18 protein-coding genes are annotated in these 16811 nt (G+C 71.2%); 6 read left to right on the top strand and 12 right to left on the bottom strand.

Annotation, left to right across the window (positions count from 1 at the left end):
- Window positions 1-12: 12 nt before the first annotated feature.
- Both FJ658_RS07840 and FJ658_RS07835 read left to right on the top strand, forming a co-directional pair.
- Complete coding sequence (locus FJ658_RS07840) at window positions 13-1086, top strand: Mrp/NBP35 family ATP-binding protein (RefSeq protein WP_255447635.1); 1074 nt, start codon at window positions 13-15, stop codon at window positions 1084-1086.
- Between the two features lie 393 nt (window positions 1087-1479).
- Entirely contained in the window at window positions 1480-2397 is a 918-nt protein-coding gene (locus tag FJ658_RS07835; RefSeq protein ID WP_141144793.1) for a LysR family transcriptional regulator, read from the top strand.
- 61 nt (window positions 2398-2458) lie between these two features.
- Here FJ658_RS07835 and FJ658_RS07830 read toward each other — a convergent pair whose 3' ends face one another.
- From FJ658_RS07830 to FJ658_RS07810, 5 genes are read right to left on the bottom strand one after another with little or no spacing between them, the layout of a single operon-like run.
- Window positions 2459-3358 carry a carbohydrate ABC transporter permease gene (locus FJ658_RS07830; RefSeq protein ID WP_141144792.1) on the bottom strand — a complete coding sequence of 300 codons (900 nt, stop codon included), beginning with the start codon at window positions 3356-3358 and terminating at the stop codon, window positions 2459-2461.
- Window positions 3355-4368, bottom strand: a complete 1014-nt coding sequence (locus tag FJ658_RS07825; RefSeq protein ID WP_141144791.1) for a carbohydrate ABC transporter permease — start codon at window positions 4366-4368, stop codon at window positions 3355-3357. Before FJ658_RS07825 ends, FJ658_RS07830 begins: the two co-directional genes overlap by 4 nt.
- Window positions 4365-5762, bottom strand: a complete 1398-nt coding sequence (gene ngcE / locus FJ658_RS07820) for an N-acetylglucosamine/diacetylchitobiose ABC transporter substrate-binding protein (RefSeq protein ID WP_141144790.1) — start codon at window positions 5760-5762, stop codon at window positions 4365-4367. The genes FJ658_RS07825 and ngcE overlap by 4 nt, the downstream gene beginning before the upstream one ends.
- Before the next feature lie 44 nt (window positions 5763-5806).
- Window positions 5807-6562, bottom strand: coding sequence for a sugar isomerase domain-containing protein (locus tag FJ658_RS07815; RefSeq protein WP_141144789.1), 756 nt, complete (start codon window positions 6560-6562; stop codon window positions 5807-5809).
- Window positions 6559-7584, bottom strand: a complete 1026-nt coding sequence (locus FJ658_RS07810; protein ID WP_141144788.1) for a MurR/RpiR family transcriptional regulator — start codon at window positions 7582-7584, stop codon at window positions 6559-6561. Before FJ658_RS07810 ends, FJ658_RS07815 begins: the two co-directional genes overlap by 4 nt.
- A 79-nt stretch (window positions 7585-7663) precedes the next feature.
- Between FJ658_RS07810 and FJ658_RS07805 the strand changes: the two genes are divergently transcribed.
- The gene (locus FJ658_RS07805; protein ID WP_181408374.1) at window positions 7664-8668 is read left to right on the top strand and encodes an N-acetylglucosamine kinase; all 1005 of its coding nucleotides are present in this window, start codon (window positions 7664-7666) and stop codon (window positions 8666-8668) included.
- Window positions 8669-8805: 137 nt separating this feature from the next.
- Here FJ658_RS07805 and FJ658_RS16825 read toward each other — a convergent pair whose 3' ends face one another.
- Window positions 8806-9237 carry a Sec-independent protein translocase TatB gene (locus FJ658_RS16825; protein WP_255447619.1) on the bottom strand — a complete coding sequence of 144 codons (432 nt, stop codon included), beginning with the start codon at window positions 9235-9237 and terminating at the stop codon, window positions 8806-8808.
- 63 nt (window positions 9238-9300) lie between these two features.
- On the opposite strand from FJ658_RS16825, the gene FJ658_RS07795 reads away from it, so the two are divergent.
- A complete protein-coding gene (locus FJ658_RS07795) occupies window positions 9301-9933 on the top strand; it encodes an O-methyltransferase (protein ID WP_141144786.1) in 633 nt (210 codons plus the stop codon).
- A 92-nt stretch (window positions 9934-10025) separates the two neighbouring features.
- Here FJ658_RS07795 and FJ658_RS07790 read toward each other — a convergent pair whose 3' ends face one another.
- Together FJ658_RS07790 and dapE are read right to left on the bottom strand one after the other, a co-directional pair.
- Entirely contained in the window at window positions 10026-10196 is a 171-nt protein-coding gene (locus FJ658_RS07790; protein WP_141144785.1) for a DUF3117 domain-containing protein, read from the bottom strand.
- A 92-nt stretch (window positions 10197-10288) separates the two neighbouring features.
- Window positions 10289-11362, bottom strand: coding sequence for a succinyl-diaminopimelate desuccinylase (dapE, locus tag FJ658_RS07785; protein WP_141144784.1), 1074 nt, complete (start codon window positions 11360-11362; stop codon window positions 10289-10291).
- Window positions 11363-11447: 85 nt separating this feature from the next.
- Here dapE and dapD point away from each other — a divergent pair, with 85 nt between their 5' ends.
- Window positions 11448-12407 (top strand): 2,3,4,5-tetrahydropyridine-2,6-dicarboxylate N-succinyltransferase, encoded by a 960-nt coding sequence (dapD, locus tag FJ658_RS07780; RefSeq protein ID WP_141144783.1) that lies wholly within the window; start codon window positions 11448-11450, stop codon window positions 12405-12407.
- Between the two features lie 151 nt (window positions 12408-12558).
- Here dapD and FJ658_RS07775 read toward each other — a convergent pair whose 3' ends face one another.
- Genes FJ658_RS07775 through FJ658_RS07760 form a run of 4 tightly spaced genes read right to left on the bottom strand, consistent with a single transcriptional unit; the run spans window position 12559 to window position 15807 of the window.
- Window positions 12559-13863 carry a citrate synthase gene (locus FJ658_RS07775; RefSeq protein ID WP_141144782.1) on the bottom strand — a complete coding sequence of 435 codons (1305 nt, stop codon included), beginning with the start codon at window positions 13861-13863 and terminating at the stop codon, window positions 12559-12561.
- 54 nt (window positions 13864-13917) lie between these two features.
- Window positions 13918-15021, bottom strand: a complete 1104-nt coding sequence (dapC, locus tag FJ658_RS07770; RefSeq protein ID WP_141144781.1) for a succinyldiaminopimelate transaminase — start codon at window positions 15019-15021, stop codon at window positions 13918-13920.
- Window positions 15022-15040: 19 nt separating this feature from the next.
- Window positions 15041-15358 (bottom strand): ferredoxin, encoded by a 318-nt coding sequence (fdxA, locus tag FJ658_RS07765; RefSeq protein WP_141144780.1) that lies wholly within the window; start codon window positions 15356-15358, stop codon window positions 15041-15043.
- The gene (locus tag FJ658_RS07760) at window positions 15355-15807 is read right to left on the bottom strand and encodes a hypothetical protein (RefSeq protein WP_141144779.1); all 453 of its coding nucleotides are present in this window, start codon (window positions 15805-15807) and stop codon (window positions 15355-15357) included. The genes fdxA and FJ658_RS07760 overlap by 4 nt, the downstream gene beginning before the upstream one ends.
- Window positions 15808-15908: 101 nt before the next feature.
- On the opposite strand from FJ658_RS07760, the gene efeU reads away from it, so the two are divergent.
- The gene (efeU, locus tag FJ658_RS07755) at window positions 15909-16787 is read left to right on the top strand and encodes an iron uptake transporter permease EfeU (RefSeq protein ID WP_141144778.1); all 879 of its coding nucleotides are present in this window, start codon (window positions 15909-15911) and stop codon (window positions 16785-16787) included.
- Window positions 16788-16811 lie beyond the last annotated feature (24 nt).

Raw genomic sequence — 16811 nt, 5'->3', positions numbered from 1 at the left:
GACGACCCTCGCCTGCTCGCGGCGCTGGCCCGCGTCGACGACCCCGAGATCCGCCGGCCGATCACCGAGCTCGACATGGTGCGCGGCGCGACGATCGACGACGGGGTGGCGCGCATCCGGCTCGCCCTGACGATCGTCGGCTGCCCGGCGGCCGACACGATCGAGCGCGACGTGCGCGCCGCGGCGTCCGCGGTCGAGGGCGTGGATGCGGTGGACCTCGAGGTCGGCGTGATGACGGTGCCCGAGCGCGAGGCCCTGGTCGAGCGCCTGCGCGGCACGCGGCGCCGCCAGTTCACGCCCGACACGCTGACGAAGGTCTACGCCGTGACGAGCGGCAAGGGCGGGGTCGGCAAGTCGACCGTGACCGCGAACCTGGCCGTCGCCCTCGCCGCCCGTGGCCTGCGCGTCGGTCTCGTGGATGCGGACGTCTTCGGCTACTCCATCCCGGCGATCCTCGGCATCGCCGGCGAGAAGCCGACCCAGGTCGCCGACATGATCCTTCCGCCCGTGGCGCACGGCGTGAAGGTCATCTCGATCGGCATGTTCGTCGACGGCTCCGCCGCCGTGTCGTGGCGTGGCCCGCTGCTACACCGCACGATGGAGCAGTTCCTGACCGACGTCTTCTTCGGCGACCTCGACGTGCTGCTGCTCGACCTGCCGCCCGGCACCGGCGACATCGCGATCTCGCTCGGCCAGCTGCTGCCGCACGCCGAGGTGCTCGTCGTGACGACGCCGCAGGAGGCGGCGGCCGACGTCGCCGAGCGCAGCGGGCTCGTCGCCCGCCAGACCGGTCAGACGGTCGTCGGCGTCGTCGAGAACATGGCCGGGCTCCCCCAGCCTGACGGCTCGGTGCTCGAGCTGTTCGGCTCGGGAGGCGGCGACGAGGTCGCGCGCCGGCTCGAGGTGCCGGTGCTCGCCCGCCTGCCCCTCAGTGTCGCGCTGCGGCAGGGCGGGGATGCGGGCGCTCCGGTCGTGCTGACCGCCCCGGCCGACCCGGCCGCCGCCGCGGTGCTCGCCTTGGCCGAGCACCTCGCGGGCCGCGGGCGCGGGCTCGCCGGACGCTCGCTGCCGTTCTCGACGAGCTGAGCACCGAGCACACCGGACTCCGCCGACGGCGCCCGCCGTCAGCGGCGACGTTTGCGCCCGGACATGAGAAAGGCCCTCACGAGGAGGGCCTTTCAGGGGGGTCCGACGCGGACGTCGTTCGAAGGTCGGGATGGTTCCGGTTCCCTGCACGGCCCGGATGACATCCCGGCCCCCGAACGACGTCCGCGGGCGGAGGAGCGACTCAGCGCGCCAGGAAGCGGCGGGTCGGGAGGGCGCGGTAGCCGTCGCGGGCGATCGTGACGATGGTGCCGGCGATGGCGAGCGCGCCCAGGGCGGAGAAGAGGACGGTCGCGGTAAGCATGGGACAAGTAGACCGCGCAAGCTTCTGAAGAACAAGCGAACGTTTCTGCATGCGAGTTGTAGCCTGACTACATGGATGTGCGCCGCCTCGATCTGCTCCGCGAGCTCGCCGACCGGGGCTCCGTGACCGCCGTGGCGCGCGCCACGCACCGCACCCCCTCGGCCGTCTCGCAGCAGCTCAAGGCGCTCGAGCGCGAGGTCGGCGTGCCGCTCACGGAACGCTCGGGACGCGGCCTCGCCCTGACTGGAGCGGGCCGCGTGCTCGCCGACACCGCGAAGGATCTCGCCGCCGCGATCCAGCGCGCCGAGGCCGTCTGGGCCGAGTTCCTCGAGCAGCCGCGCGGTGAAGTGACGCTCGTGACCTTCCCGACCGGCGGCGAGATGCTGCTCCCCGGGCTGCTGCATCGCATCGCCGGCGTGCCGGGCCTGACGCTCACCTGCCGCGACCTCGACCCGCTGCTGCCCGACTTCGCCGATCTCACGCCCGACTTCGACATCGTGCTCGCCGACGCGCCCGGCGTCGCGCCGAGCTGGCGCGAGCGCGGCCTCACGATCGTCGAGCTGTTCCGCGAACCGCTCGACATCGTGCTGCCCGAGGGGCATCCGCTCGCCGAGCGCACGTCCCTCTCCCCCGCCGACGTCGTCGGCGAGACCTGGATCGGCGTGCCGGAGGGCTTCCCCTACGACCGCATCCTCGACCGCATCCAGGCCATCACCGGGCAGGAGGCGCGCGTCGCCCAGCGCTTCATCGACAACGACATCGTCGAGGCCGTGATCGCCGCCGGGCACGGCATCGGCATCCTGCCGCGCTTCACGACCCGCGACCGCGAGAACGGGCTCGTGACGCGGCCGCTCGAGGGCGTGCGCTCCGAGCGGGTGATCTGGGCGATCCTGCGCTCCGACACGGCCGAACGGCCGTCGGTGCGCCTCGTGCTCAGCGCGCTGCAGGCCGAGGCGGCCGACGTCGCGGCCAAGCACCGCGCCGCCTGAGCGGATCCGAGACGGCGTGGCGCCGCCGAGGTGGATGCGCCGCGCATCCACCTCGCTCGACCTACTTCATCGTCCCCTGCGACACCGACCCCTGCAGCTGACGCTGGAAGATCAGGTACACCACGAGCACCGGGGCGATCGTGATGATCACGCCCGCGAACAGGGCGCCGAAGTTCACCTCGTAGCCGGCCGTCGAGTTGAAGCTCGCCATGGCCTGCGAGAGCACCGGCACGTTCGCGGGGTTCAGCGCCTGCGGCAGCAGGAACTGGTTCCACAGCCCGAGGAAGTTGAAGATCGCGACCGAGGCCAGCCCGGGGCGCGCCATCGGCAGCATGACCGAGAAGAAGATGCGCCATTCGCTCGCTCCGTCGACCGCGGCCGCCTCGGCGATCTCGTCGGGCAGGGTCTTGAAGAAGGAGTAGAGGAAGAACACCGTGAACGGCAGCGCGAACGCGACATAGGTCAGGATCAGGCCCGGCGTCGTGTTGAGCAGCCCGAAGCCCTGCAGGGTGAAGAAGAGCGGCACGATCGCCAGGAAGATCGGGAAGGTCAGCCCTGCCATCATCAGGTAGTAGATGATCTTGTTCCCCGGGAACTCGAACCGAGCCAGAATGTAGGCGCACATCGCCCCGAGCAGCATGACGAGCACGAGCGCCGAGCCGACCACGAGGATCGTCTGCAGGAACGCCGCCCCGATGCCCGCCGAGGTCCAGGCGCTCACGTAGTTGTCGAAGCTGAACTCCGCCGGCAGCGAGAACGGCGAGGCGAAGATCTCCTTCGTCGTCTTGAACGACGTCATGAGCGTCCACAGCAGCGGCAGCACGACGATCGCCGACCAGATGATCAGCAGGATGTGCCAGATCACGGCGGGAACGCGGTCGGCCGGGGCCACGCGGGCCCGGCGCGGTGCGGTCGGCGCCGTCGAGGTCGTCGACGCCCGGGATGCGGAGACGGCGGTCATCGGGGGTCGTCCTTTCCGCGGGCGATGCGGGCGATCGCGAACACGACCACCGCGAACAGCAGCGTCACGAGCGATAGGGCGACGCCCATCGCACTCGCGTACGACGCCTGCCCGTTCGTGAACAGGTTCTGCAGGATCTTCTGCGGCACGACGAGAGTCGTGTTGCTCGGCCCGCCGCCGGGCGTCAGCCCGGTGGCGTAGACGTAGCCGTCGAGCGCCGTGATGCCGAGGTAGATGTAGGCGGTCTGCACGTTGTCGCGGATCGCGGGGAGCGTGATCGACATGGTCATGCGGAACCGGCCCGCGCCATCCAGTCGGGCCGCCTCGTAGGTCTCCGAGGGCACGCTCTTGATCGCGGCAACGAACAGCACCATGTAGAAGCCGACGAAGCTCCACACCATGAGGAAGATCAGGCACCAGCGGGCGGTCGACTCCTCGCCCAGCCAGGCGAAGGACTCGAAGGGCAGGCCGAGCACGCTGAGCAGCGCGTTGAGGATGCCGTGCGAGGGATCGAAGACGCCCGCCCACACGATGCCGATCACGATCGCCGGGATGACGTAGGGGAAGAACGAGACGACGCGGTAGAAGCTCGAGCCGCGGATGCCGCGGATCGGTCCCAGGCTCGGCCCGCCCACCGTGATCGCGCTCGCGAACGCCAGGGCGATCACGATCGTCGCGAGCGGCACGACGAGCGCCAGGATGACGTTGTTGAGGAACGCCGTCATGACGATGTCGTCGCCGAACAGCTTCACGAAGTTGCCGAAGCCGATGATCTGGAAGTCGGACGAGAAGCCGTTCCAGTTGGTGAACGCGTAGAAGATCGCCTGCACGAAGGGCGAGATCACGAAGACGAGGAAGATCGCCAGCGGGATCCCGAGGAAGACGACGAAGAGACTGATGCGGTCGAAGGTCCAGCGTCGTCCACCGCGGCGCCGGCGGGGACTCTTCAGGCCCCCGCCGGGCGCGGCTGCGAGTGCGCCGGCGACATCGCTGCTGCCGGCGAGACTCACGTGACCTTGATCTTCTTGATCGAGTCGTCGTCGCGCACCTTGTCCGAGATCTTCTGCAGACCGTCGGTGAGCTCGTTCACGCTCGACTTGCCGTCGAGGAACGCGTTCCACAGCACCAGCTGGTCCTGGTTGGTGCCGTAGTTGTCGACGAAGGTGAAGGTGAAGGTGTCGGATCCGGCGCCGTTGAGCATCTCGATCTGGGATGCCAGGGCGGTCGAGCCGAAGGCGTCATCCGGAACCGTGTCCTTGACGATGGTGGGCGCGAGACGCGTCTTGGCGAAGTTGGTCGCGGCCTCCTTCGACAGCATGATGCGCAGCACCTCCTTGCCGCCGGCGACGCTCTTCGCCTTCGACGGCACGATGAACGGCTCGCCCGCGGTGGAGCGCAGCGCGGTCTGCGGCAGCGACGACGAGGTCGAGACGGTGAACTCCGGCACGCCCTTCATGTCGAAGCCGTCGACCGTCTGGCTCTTCATCTCGTTCTCGATCCACGACCCCGAGGGGTAGAGCAGCGCCGACTGGTCGTTCGACCACTGCGCCTGCGCCGCCGTGAACTGCGTTCCCGAGCCGCCCGGCTTGAAGTAGCCCGCGTCGATGATCTTCTTCAGCGACGTCAGCACCTTCTGCATCGGGTCGGACGACCAGCAGCCCTCTTCGAGGTTGTCGAGGGCGAGGCGTACGTCGTCGCCGCCCTCCTTGATCGCCGAGTCGATCGCGAGGGTCTGGTAGTAGGTCGCCGCCTCCTTGCCCCAGACGAAGAGGTACTTGCCCGCGGCCTTGGCCTGGCCGCCGAGCTCGTAGGCCTCATCCCAGGTGGTCGGCGGGGTCCAGCCGTTCTTCTCGAACAGCGAGCCCGAGTACCAGACCGCGTAGAGCGTCAGCACGTAGTTGAGGGCCTTGAGCTCGCCGTCGAACTCGCCCGGGGTCAGCACGCCCGGATACAGCGTGTCGCTGATCTTGGTGCCCTCGAGGTTGTTGGCGTCGAGCACGTCCTGCAGGTCCTCGAGCTGATCGAGGATCGAGTTGAAGCCGATCGACTGGGCACCGGAGTTGTCGACGAGATCCGGCGGGTTGCCGCCGACGAAGCGGGGCTGCAGCTGGCTCGCGATGGTCGTCGAGGCGGTGACCTTGACGCTCGAGCCCGCGTGCTCCTTGCTGAGCAGCTTGCCGGCGAAGTCGACGTAGTCGGTGCCGTAGCCGCCCTTGAAGATCACGGCATCCACCGTGGTGTTGTCGGCCAGGCCGAAGGGGTTCTTGGCGGTGACCTTGCCGGTCGCTCCGCCGCCTCCGGTGGAGCACGACGCGAGGCTGACGCCGAGCGGGATGGCCACCGCGCCGGCGAATGCCGCGCGGAGGAAGTTGCGCCGATCGAGCGGCGCGGTCTGCAGTGACATGCGGTGGTGCCTACCTTCCAGGTGTGGTGGGGGATGTGGAACGGTCAGGCCGAACGGCGGATGCGGCCGCGGTAGCGGTCCTCCAGCGCTCGGTTGTGCTCATCACCTCCGGGGATGTTGGCGGAGATGTACACAGGGGGCGTCGTGCCGGTGGCGGCGATGCGCTCGGCGACGGCGATGGTCAGCAGCTGGGCGACGAGGGCCGCGGTGATCGACGAGACGGCGCCGACGCCGATGCCGCCCTCGATCTCCATGGTCGTGTCGCCGTAGGGGGCGAGGTTGTCGATCACGACGTCCGCGATCTCGCTGAGGCGCTGGCCGCTGGGGTGCTTGGGCTCGACGGCGTTGGTGTGCTCGAGGCTCGTGACGGCGATCACGGGGTGACCGCGGCGCTTCGCCTCGAGGGCGACGCCGACGATCGAGCCGTTGACGCCGGAGTTCGAGGCGATCACGAAGACGTCGTCGGGCCCGATGGTCGAGACCGAGAACAGGTCGTCGACGACGCTCGGGTCGCGCTCGAGCTCGCCGCCGGTGAGCTGCGAGCGGTCGCGGTCGCCGACCGTGAGCACGTCGCGCAGGTAGATGCCGCTGGTCGGGATGAGGCCGCCGGCGCGTCCGGAGAGCTCCATCACGAAGGCCTGCGAGTGCCCGGTGCCGAACGACTGTACGACCGCGCCCTTCTCGACGGCCGCGACCAGCAGGTCGACGGCCGCGTCGAGTCCGCCCGAGGAGGCCAGCTCGGTCAGCTTCTGCAGCCGAGGGACGACCTGATCGAGGTAGGCGTGGGCGCTGTCGGTCATGCGGGGGTCCTTCCGGAGGTGACGGTCGCGGCGGGGGCCGCGGTGGTGGTCGTGGGCGCCGTCGCCGAGGCCGTGGTCGCGGCCGTCGCGCCGCCGCCGATCCGAGCCGTGCGGGCCCCGCGCGGGCCGGACGCGGCACGTCGGTGCCCCGAGACGGCCAGACGCGAGCGGGTGAGCCGGGTCGCGGTCGCGGTGAAGTCCTGCTGGGCGACGAGCAGGTAGATCAGGTCGAGAACGAGCAGCTGCGAGGGCCGCGCCGACAGATCGGTGGGCTGCAGGTAGGCCTCGGGGCTCGCGGTCGTGATGCAGGCGTCGGCGACGCGCGCGAGGGGCGAGTCGCGGTCGCTCGTGATGGCGACCGTGCGGGCGCCGCTCGCGGCGGCGAGGGCGAGCATGTCGACGGTCTCGCCCGTGCGGCCGCTGGTCGAGATGCCGATCGCGACGCAGTCGTCGTCCTGGAACTCGGCGCTGACCAGGCCGCTGTGCGGCTCGCCCCACGCATGGCAGGCGATGCCGATGCGGTAGAGCCGGCTCTGCAGCTCATTGGCGACGGCCCAGCTGCCGCCGACGCCGTAGATGTCGAGGTGGCGCGAGGCCCAGATGCTCTGCGCGATCGAGTGCACGAGCTCGAGGTCGATGAGGGATGCGGTGGCCTCGAGCGCGCGGGTCTGCACCGAGAGCAGCGTGCGCAGCACGTCCGTCGGCGAGTCCTCGGGGGCGAACTGGCGGCCGATGTCGACCTTCCAGGTCTCGTGCGCCTCCTCGCCGGCGCCGTCGGCGGCCAGCCCGAGGCGGAACTGCGCGAAGCCCGGATAGCCGAGCAGCCGGCAGAAGCGGGTGACGGTCGCGGCGGAGGTGCCGGCGCGCTCGGCGAGCTCGGTGATCGAGAGCTCGAGCGAGCCCTGCGGGTCGGCGAGCACGAGATCGCCGATCTTCGCCATGGCGGCGGACATCTGTGGCAGATTGGCCCGGATCCGGGCGGCCGCGCGGAAGCCGTTCTCCAGCGTCTCCGCACGTGCCATCAAAAATCCCTTACATGGTGTCGGGTTCCGGGTTGAAAGACATTTTCAGCACCCCGAGGGTCGGAGTCCAGACGCCGTTATGAAAACGAGACATTCCGAGATCGTCGTCGGCGTCGACGGCGGCGGCTCCTCGACGCGGGCCGTCGTGCTCGACGCGCACGGCGCGTGCCTCGGCTACGCCGTCGCGGGCAGCGGCAATCGCACCGCCGTCGGCGCCGACCACGCCGCCCTCGCGATCACCGAGGCCGTGGTGCGCGCGCTCGACACCGCCGGCGTGCCCCGGGATGCGCCGCGCACGCTCGCCGTCGCGCTCGCCGGCGCGAGCGGGGCCGATGCCACATGGCTGTCCCGCCCGCTGGCCGAGGCGGGCGTCGGCGGCACCGTCGTGATCGAAGCGGACCTGGTCGCCGGCTACCTGTCGGGCACGCTCGCCGAGGTCGGCTACGCCGTCGTCGCCGGCACGGGCGCGATCGCGGCGCAGGTGCGCGATCGGCGCATCGCCGCCGTCGCCGACGGGCTCGGCTGGCTTCTCGGCGACGACGGCAGCGGATTCCAGCTCGGCCTCGCGGGCGCCCGCGCCGCCGCCGCGCAGCTCGACGGACGCGGCCCCGCGACGGCGATCACTCCGGGCATCCTGGCCGAGCTCGACGTGCCCGTGCCGCCCGAACCCGACGACCGCGACGGGCACCGGAGACCGCGCCTGCTCGCGAGCCTGCTCGACCGGGTCTACGCCGAGCGGCCGGTCGCGCTCGCGCGCTGCGCCCGCGTCGTGTCCGACGCCGCGACCGCGGGCGACCCGGTCGCGCGCGAGATCGTCACGTCCGCGGCCGCGGGGCTCGCGCGGTCGCTCGTGGCCGTGCTCGATGTCGAGCATCCGGGGCCGATCGTGCTCGGCGGCAGCGTGCTCGCGCACCAGCCGATCGTCGCCGACGCGCTGCGCGCCGCACTGCCCGAGGGCGCCGAGTTCGTGTCCGTTCCCGACGGCGCGGTCGGCTCGGGCGTTCTCGCGCTCGCGCACGCCGGGCTGCCCGTCGACACCGAGGTGTGGGGTCGCATCCACTCGACGCTCGCCGCTCTGCGCTGAACGGCCGACACCTGATCTGACCGTCTCAAGGAGTTGCTGTCACTCCTGTGGCAGACGAGCAACACCAGCCTCAGGGGTTACAGCAACTCCTTGAGATGGTTCGGTGATCGGCGACTTCGCCGAGGCGGACGCCGCGCTCAGGTCGCTTCGCTGTCGAAGGGCGCCGGGCGCCCCTTGCCCTGCTTGCGCAGGCGCTGGTCGTAGGCCGACTCGATGTAGCGCGGCCGCTCGCCGGCCGGGGCGGACGCCGTGCCCGCTGCCGCCGCCGCTCCCGCTCCCGCACCCGCCGCGGCCGTCGCGGCGCCGCCGGGCGCATCCTCGGTCAGCGCGTCGCGGATGATGCGCCGGGGGTCGTACTGCCGCGGGTCGAGCTTCGACCACTCGATGTCGTCGAACTCGGGGCCCATCTCCTCGCGCATGCGATCCCGGGCGCCGTTGGCCATGTCGCGCACGCCGCGCGCGAGTCGGGCGAGCTGGGCGGCGTAGTGCGGCAGGCGCTCGGGACCGATGAGGAAGACCGCGATCACGAGGATGATCAGCAGCTTGTCGAAGGTCAACCCGAGGGACACCCCGACAGGATACGTCGCCTGCCACGGGATGCCCCGTAGTGTTGCGGCGGAAAGGGGCGCACCATGGCCGATCGAGATCTCTCCTGGAAGTTCGCGGAGGAGTTCGTCGACGAGCCGGAAGCCGCCCAGGCGGCCCGCCGCAGCTCGCTCGAGCACGGCGTCGAGGCCGTCTCCCCCGCCGTCGGAGCGCAGCTCTCGGTGCTCGCCGCCGCCGTCGGCGCGCAGTCGATCGTCGAGATCGGCACCGGATTCGGCGTCAGCGGTCTGTGGATGCTGCGCGGGGCCCCGAACGCGGCCCTCACCTCGATCGACACCGAGGCCGAGTACCACGAGGCGGCCCGCACGGTCTTCGCCGACGCCGGCCACCCGGCCACGCAGGTGCGTCTGATCGGCGGCCGCGCGCTCGACGTGCTGCCGCGCATGAACGACCGCGCCTACGACCTCGTGCTCGTCGACGCCGACCCGGCCAATGTGCTGGCCTACGTCGAGCACGGCCTGCGACTCGTCCGCCCGGGCGGGATCGTCGCCGTGCCGCACGCACTGTGGCGTGGGCGCGTCGCCGATCCCGCTCAGCGTGACGGAGCCGTCGCCGACTACCGTGCGCTTCTCTCGACGGTCGCGGAGTCCCCCGCGGTCACCGCGGCGCTGAGCACCGCGGGTGACGGGCTTCTGCAGCTGGTTCCGACCGGCGCCTGAGCGCCGGGCGGTCGACCGTCTGCGTCGGCCTGCTCGGTATCCGGGGCACCGAGCGAAGCCCGGCGGACGCGCCGCCGGGCCGTGAGCTGGAGCTAGGCCGACACGACCGCCGCGAGGGCGTCGTGCAGCTCCTTGGCCTCCTCGTCATTGACGGAGACGACGAGTCGTCCGCCGCCCTCGAGAGGAACGCGCACGATGATCAGGCGACCCTCCTTAACAGCCTCCATCGGCCCGTCTCCGGTCCTCGGCTTCATGGCTGCCATGGGTAGTCCCCTTTCCGTGGATGCGATCCCATTATCCCGTATGCGACGGGCGAGAGAAAATCAGGGCGTCGCGGAGGGACACCCGGCACGCCTCAGCTCGACGCGAGCCAGGCCCGCAGACCGGCCTCGCAGCGCTTGATCTGCTCGACCGGCACCCGCTCGTCGTCGGCGTGCGCGAGCGAGGGGTCGCCGGGGCCGTAGTTGACCGCCGGGATGCCGAGGGCCGAGAAGCGGGCGACGTCGGTCCAGCCGTACTTCGGCCGGGGCTCGCCGCCGACGCCGGCCAGGAAGTCCTGCGCGAGCGGCGCATCCAGTCCGGGCCGGGCGCCCTCGGAGAGATCGGTCACGACCAGCTCGACGCCGGGGAACAGCTCCCGCAGGTGCGCCTCGGCCTCCGCACCCGAGCGGCTGGGGGCGAAGCGGTAGTTGACGGTGACGACGCACGCGTCGGGGATGACGTTGCCGGCGACGCCGCCGTCGATCTTCACGGCGCTGAGGCTCTCGCGGTAGACCAGGCCGTCGACCTCGACCTCGCCGGGCACGTAGGCGGCGAGGGTCGCGAGGGCGGGTGCGGCGGCGTGGATCGCGTTGACGCCCATCCACGCGCGCGCGGAGTGGGCGCGACGCCCGGGGAACCGCAGCTCGACCCGGATGGTGCCGTTGCATCCGCCCTCGACCTCGCCGTTCGAGGGCTCGCCGAGCACGGCGAAGTCGGCCTCGAGCAGCTCCGGGCGCGTGCGGGCGAGCCGGCCGAGTCCGTTGCGGGTCGCCTCGACCTCCTCGTTGTCGTACCAGACCCAGGTCACGTCGACCGCGGGCTCGGTGAGCTCGACCGCGAGCTTCAGCTGCACGGCGCAGCCGCCCTTCATGTCGACCGTGCCGCGGCCCCAGAGCACGCCGTCCTCGAGCCGGGTGGGCAGGTTGTCGTTGATCGGCACGGTGTCGATATGACCGGCGATGACGGCGCGACGGGCGCGACCGAGATTCGTACGGGCGACGATCGCGTCGCCGTCGCGCACGACCTCGAGGTGCGGAGCGGCCCGCAGCACCTGCTCGATCGCATCGGCGAGGGGCGTCTCGTCGCCCGACACCGAGGGGATGTCGCAGAGGTCGCGGGTCAGCTGGACGCTGTCGACGGTCGGATCGAGAGAGGGCGCGGCGGACACCCGTCGAGTCTAGGGAGGCTCGCCCGTGACGGCGGACGGCGGACGGCTGCGCTCGGCCGCATCCCGCCCCGGTAGCGTTGAGGTCATGACTTCCGCCTGGGGCCATGCCCTCGTCACCTACACCGCCGCGGGCTCGCCCCTCGACGCCTGGTTCCCCTCCCCCGCTCTGGGCGACGTGCCCGCCGACGTCGACCGCGTGCTGCCGCCGACAGAGCTGGCCGAGTGGATCGGCGAGGATGCGGCGCGCGCGACCCGCCGCGACTGGCAGCTGGTCGAGATCGACATCGATGCGGCCCCCGCATCCACCCCCGACGCCTACCTGCGCCTGCACCTGCTGAGCCACACGCTCGTGCGCCCCAACGAGATCAACCTCGACGGCGTCTTCGCCCAGCTGCCCAACGTCGCCTGGACGAGCGGCGGCCCCGTCGACCCCGACGAGCTCACCCGACTGCGCCCCGCGCTGCAGAAGGCCGGCTACACGGTGCTCGGCGTCGACAAGTTCCCGAAGCTGCTCGACTACGTCACGCCCGAGCGCGTGCGCATCGCCGACGCCTCCCGCGTGCGCCTCGGCGCGCACCTCGCGCCCGGAACCGTCGTCATGCACGAGGGCTTCGTCAACTTCAACGCCGGCACCCTGGGCGCCTCGATGGTCGAGGGCCGCATCTCGCAGGGCGTCGTGGTCGGCGACGGCTCCGACGTGGGCGGCGGCGCCTCGATCATGGGAACGCTCTCGGGCGGCGGCACGCAGCGCGTGCGCATCGGCGAGCGGGCGCTGCTCGGCGCCAACGCCGGCGTCGGCATCTCGATCGGCGACGACACGGTCGTCGAGGCCGGGCTCTACGTCACCGCCGGCACCAAGGTCATGCTGATCGACCCGGATGCGGGGGCCCACGCCGCCGGCGAGGCCGCGCCCCGCACGGTCAAGGCCGTCGAGCTCTCGGGTGTGCCGAACCTGCTGTTCCGGCGCAACTCGCTGACCGGCGCCGTCGAGGTGCTCGCGCGCAGCGGCGCCGGCATCCAGCTCAACGCCGCCCTCCACGGCTGATCTCTGCGGGAGGGGTTTTCCGCGACACGCCGGTCCGAGCCCGGCTCACGGCGGCGTGTCGCCCGAAGCCCCTCCCGCAGAGTCCCTGAAGGCGAAGAACCCCATCGCGCCGAGATCGGTGCGAGGGGGTTCTTCGTGTCGGCGTCGGCGCTCAGCGCCCCGACGGCCAGGCGCGGGTGTCCGGGCCGATGTAGAGCTGCTGCGGGCGGCCGATCTTGGTCTTCGGGTCGGTGTTCGACTCGCGCCAGTGGGCGATCCAGCCGGGCAGGCGGCCGATCGCGAACAGCACGGTGAACATCCGCGTCGGGAAGCCCATCGCCTTGTAGATGACGCCGGTGTAGAAGTCGACGTTCGGATAGAGCTTGCGCTCGACGAAGTAGTCGTCGGCCAGCGCGACCTCTTCGAGCTGCTTCGCGATGTCGAGCAGCGGGTCGTTCACGCCGAGGTCGGCGAGCACGGCGTCGGCGCTCTCTTTGACCAGGCGGGCGCGCGGGTCGAAGTTCTTGTAGACGCGATGCCCGAAGCCCATGAGGCGGATGCCGTCCTCCTTGGCCTTCACCCGCTCGACGAACTTCTCCACGCTCTCGCCCGAGTCGCGGATCTTGGCGAGCATCGTGAGCACGGCCTCGTTCGCGCCGCCGTGCAGCGGGCCCGAGAGCGCCTGGATGCCGGCCGAGATGGAGGCGAACATGTTCGCCTCGGTCGACCCGACGAGCCGCACGGTCGAGGTCGACGCGTTCTGCTCGTGGTCTTCGTGCAGGATCAGCAGGCGATCGAGCGCTCGCACCAGCACGGGGTTGATCTCGTAGGGCTCGGCGAGGGTGCCGAAGTTCAGCTTGAGGAAGTTCTCGACGAAGCTGAGCGAGTTGTCGGGGTAGAGGAACGCCTGGCCGAGCGCCTTCTTGTGGGCGTAGGCCGCGATGACCGGCAGCTTCGCCAGCAGGCGCACCGTGTTCATCTCGACCTGCTCGGGGTCGTGCGGGTCGAGCGAGTCCTCGTAGTAGGTCGAGAGGGCCGCGACCGCGCTCGAGAGCACCGACATCGGGTGCGCCGTGTGCGGCAGAGCCGAGAAAAAGCGCTTCAGGTCCTCGTGCAGCAGCGTGTGGCGGCGCACCTTCTCATCGAACTCGCCCAGCTGATCGGCCGTCGGCAGCTCGCCGTAGATCAGCAGCCACGCCACCTCGAGGTAGGTCGCGTTGGCCGCGATGTCCTCGATCGAGTACCCGCGGTAGCGCAGGATGCCCGCGTCGCCGTCGATGTAGGTGATCTCGCTCTTGGTGGATGCCGTGTTGACGAATCCCTGGTCGAGGGTCGTCAGCCCGGTCTGCTTGGTCAGCGTCGAGATGTCGATGCTGCTCTTCCCATCCACGGCGTTCAGGATGGGGAACTCAGCGGTGCCGCCCGGGTAGGACAGCGTGACCTTCTCGGAGGCGTCGTCGGTTCCAGAATCGCTCACGAATACAGCCTAGGCGGTCGGCGGGACCACTGATGATCGCGCCAACACCTCGCGTCAGCGGTTGGCGATACCCGACAAGCGCTCGGCGGCGGCCGCGATGCGCTCGTCGGTCGCGGTCAGCGCCAGACGCACGTGACGCTCGCCGTCGGCGCCGTAGAAGGCGCCGGGCGCGGCCAGGATGCCGATGTCGGCGAGTGCCGAGATCGTCGCCCAGCAGTCCTCGTCGCGCGAGGCCCAGAGGTAGAGCCCCGCCTCGCTGCGGTCGATGCGGAAGCCCGCGGCCTCGAGCGCCGGGCGCAGCACGTCGCGACGGGCGCGGTAGAGCTCGCGCTGCGCATCCACGTGCTCGTCGTCGCCGAGCGCGGCGATCATGGCGTGCTGCACGGGCGCCGGCGGGATGAGCCCGGCGTGCTTGCGCACCTCGAGCAGCTGCCCGACCAGCTCGCTGCAGCCGCCGACGAAGGCGGCGCGGTAGCCGGCGAGGTTCGATTGCTTGCTGAGCGAGTAGACGGCGAGCGTGAGGCGCCGCGATCCACGGGTCACGCGCGGGTCGAGGATGCTCGGCGCGGGCTCGTCGCCCGCCCAGTTCAGCTCGGCGTAGCACTCGTCGTTCGCGATGACCGCGCCGATCTCGCGGGCGCGGTCGACCGCGCGGGCGAGGAACTCGATCGGGTCGACGTGCCCGTCGGGGTTGCCGGGGCTGTTCAGCCACACCAGCTTCGTGCCCTCGGGCCAGTCGTCGGGGTCGTCGACGGCGACAGCCGTGGCACCGGCGATGGCGGCGCCGATCGCGTAGGTCGGGTAGGCGACGCGAGGATGCACGACCACGTCGCCCTCCCCCAGCCCGAGCAGGGTGGGCAGCAGCGCCACGAGCTCCTTCGAGCCGATGGTCGGGATGACGTTCGCCGGCGTCAGGTCGGGCACACCGCGGCGCCGGGCGAACCAGTCGACGAGGGCCTCACGCAGCGGCGGCGATCCCGCTGTGGCCGGATAGGCGTGCGCGTCGGTCGCCTCGGCGAGGGCGCGGCGCACGACCTCGGGCGTCGGGTCGACGGGCGAGCCGACCGAGAGGTCGACGATGCCGTCGTCGTGCTGTCGGGCGCGCTCGGCGAAGGGGACGAGCGAGTCCCAGGGGAAGTCGGGGAGCTGCAGAGCCACGATGGGTCGACTCCCGCGATCAGGCCTGCGGCGGCAGGGCGGCGATCAGCGCGTGGTCGCCCGGGATGGGGCCGACCTTGGCGGCGCCGCCGGGCGAGCCGATCTCCTGGAAGAACTCCACGTTCGCGTTGTAGTAGTCCTTCCACTCGTCGGGGAGGTCGTCTTCGTAGTAGATCGCCTCGACGGGGCAGACGGGCTCGCAGGCGCCGCAGTCGACGCATTCGTCGGCCTGGATGTAAAGCATCCGATCGCCCTCGTAGATGCAGTCGACGGGGCACTCGTCGATGCAGGCGCGGTCTTTCACATCGACGCAGGGAAGGGCGATGACGTAGGTCACTGGGCGATTCTATTCGTTGAGGGGGCGGGGTTCCGACGGCGCACGATGCGCGGCCAGGCGAGCACGACGAGGGCGATCACGGTGGGCGCGACGGCCCAGGTCCAGCCGATCGCGTCGTCGGCCACGAGCACGGATCCGCCGGGCCCGCGCAGGGCGAGCAGCGCGGTCGCGCCGAGCAGCCCGACCGCGGCGCCGCCGGCGACGATGCGGCTGTCGAAGGCGAAGCGGAAGCCGGCTAGCAGGCAGGCGGCGAGCACGATCGCCACGACGAGGCCGAGCGGCAGTCCCTCGCCGCCGATGCGCCACTGCCGGTGCAGCACCGTCAGGACGCCGCCGACGAAGGCGCCGATCGCGACCGCGAGCACGGCGCCGACGATCGATCCGATGATGCCGAGACCCGCGTCGTCGACCACGCCGGCGGCGGGCGTCGCGGTCGCGGGATCGGTCATCCCGCCAGGCTAATCGTCACCGGGCTGGTGCACCTGTGAGCTTAGGCTAGGCTAACCTCCGGCCCTCGCCCGGGGACCATCCCCTCCCCCGAAAGCCGCCCGTGCTCGCCAACTACCTGATCGGACTCCGCGAAGGCCTCGAGGCCGGACTCATCGTCGGCATCCTCGTCGCCTACCTGCGCAAGTCGGGCCGCCGCGACCTGCTGCCGAAGCTCTGGATCGGCATCACCGCGGCGATCGCGCTGTCGCTCGGCGTGGGCGCGATCCTCACCTGGGGCCCCTCGACCCTGAGCTTCCAGGCGCAGGAGATCATCGGCGGCGGCCTCTCGATCGTCGCCGTCGGCTTCGTCACGTGGATGGTGCTCTGGATGGCCAAGCACGCTCCGACGCTCAGCCGCGAGCTGCGTGAGCGCGCCGACGCCGCGATCCTCGGCGGCAGCGCCGTCGGACTGGTCGTGCTCGGCGTCGTCAGCGTCGGCCGCGAGGGCATCGAGACCGCGATCTTCGTCTGGGCCAGCGTCAGCGCGACCGGGACGCCGACGATCGGATTCCTGGGCGCGATCCTCGGCATCCTCACCGCCGTCGCCCTGTCGGCCGCGATCTCGCTCGGCTTCCTGCGCATCGACCTCGGCCGCTTCTTCCGCTGGACCGGCATCGTGCTCGTCGTCGTCGCCGCGGGCGTCTTCGCCTATGGCGTGGGCGATCTGCAGGAGGCCGGCGTGCTGCCCGGCATCGGCCAGCACGCCTTCAGCCTGGCGGCGATCGTGCCGCCGACCAGCTGGTGGGGCATCCTGCTCGCCGGCCTGTTCAACCTGACCGCCGAGCCCACCTGGCTGCAGGTCATCGTCTGGGTCGCCTACGTCGCGATCGTGCTGCCGCTGTTCCTGCTGCGTCAGCGCCCCGCCCGCCCCCGCTCCGACGTCGCCGCGCCGGGCTCCACCGGCACGGCCGCGAACCCGACGGTCGCCGGCTCCGCCTGACCGGCTCCAGGCGCGCCGACCCGG

The sequence above is a fragment of the Schumannella sp. 10F1B-5-1 genome (assembly GCF_006517535.1).
Lineage (GTDB): Bacteria > Actinomycetota > Actinomycetes > Actinomycetales > Microbacteriaceae > Schumannella.
The sequence above is the reverse complement of the archived record's forward strand: the minus strand, read 5'-3'. Positions and strand labels throughout refer to the sequence as shown.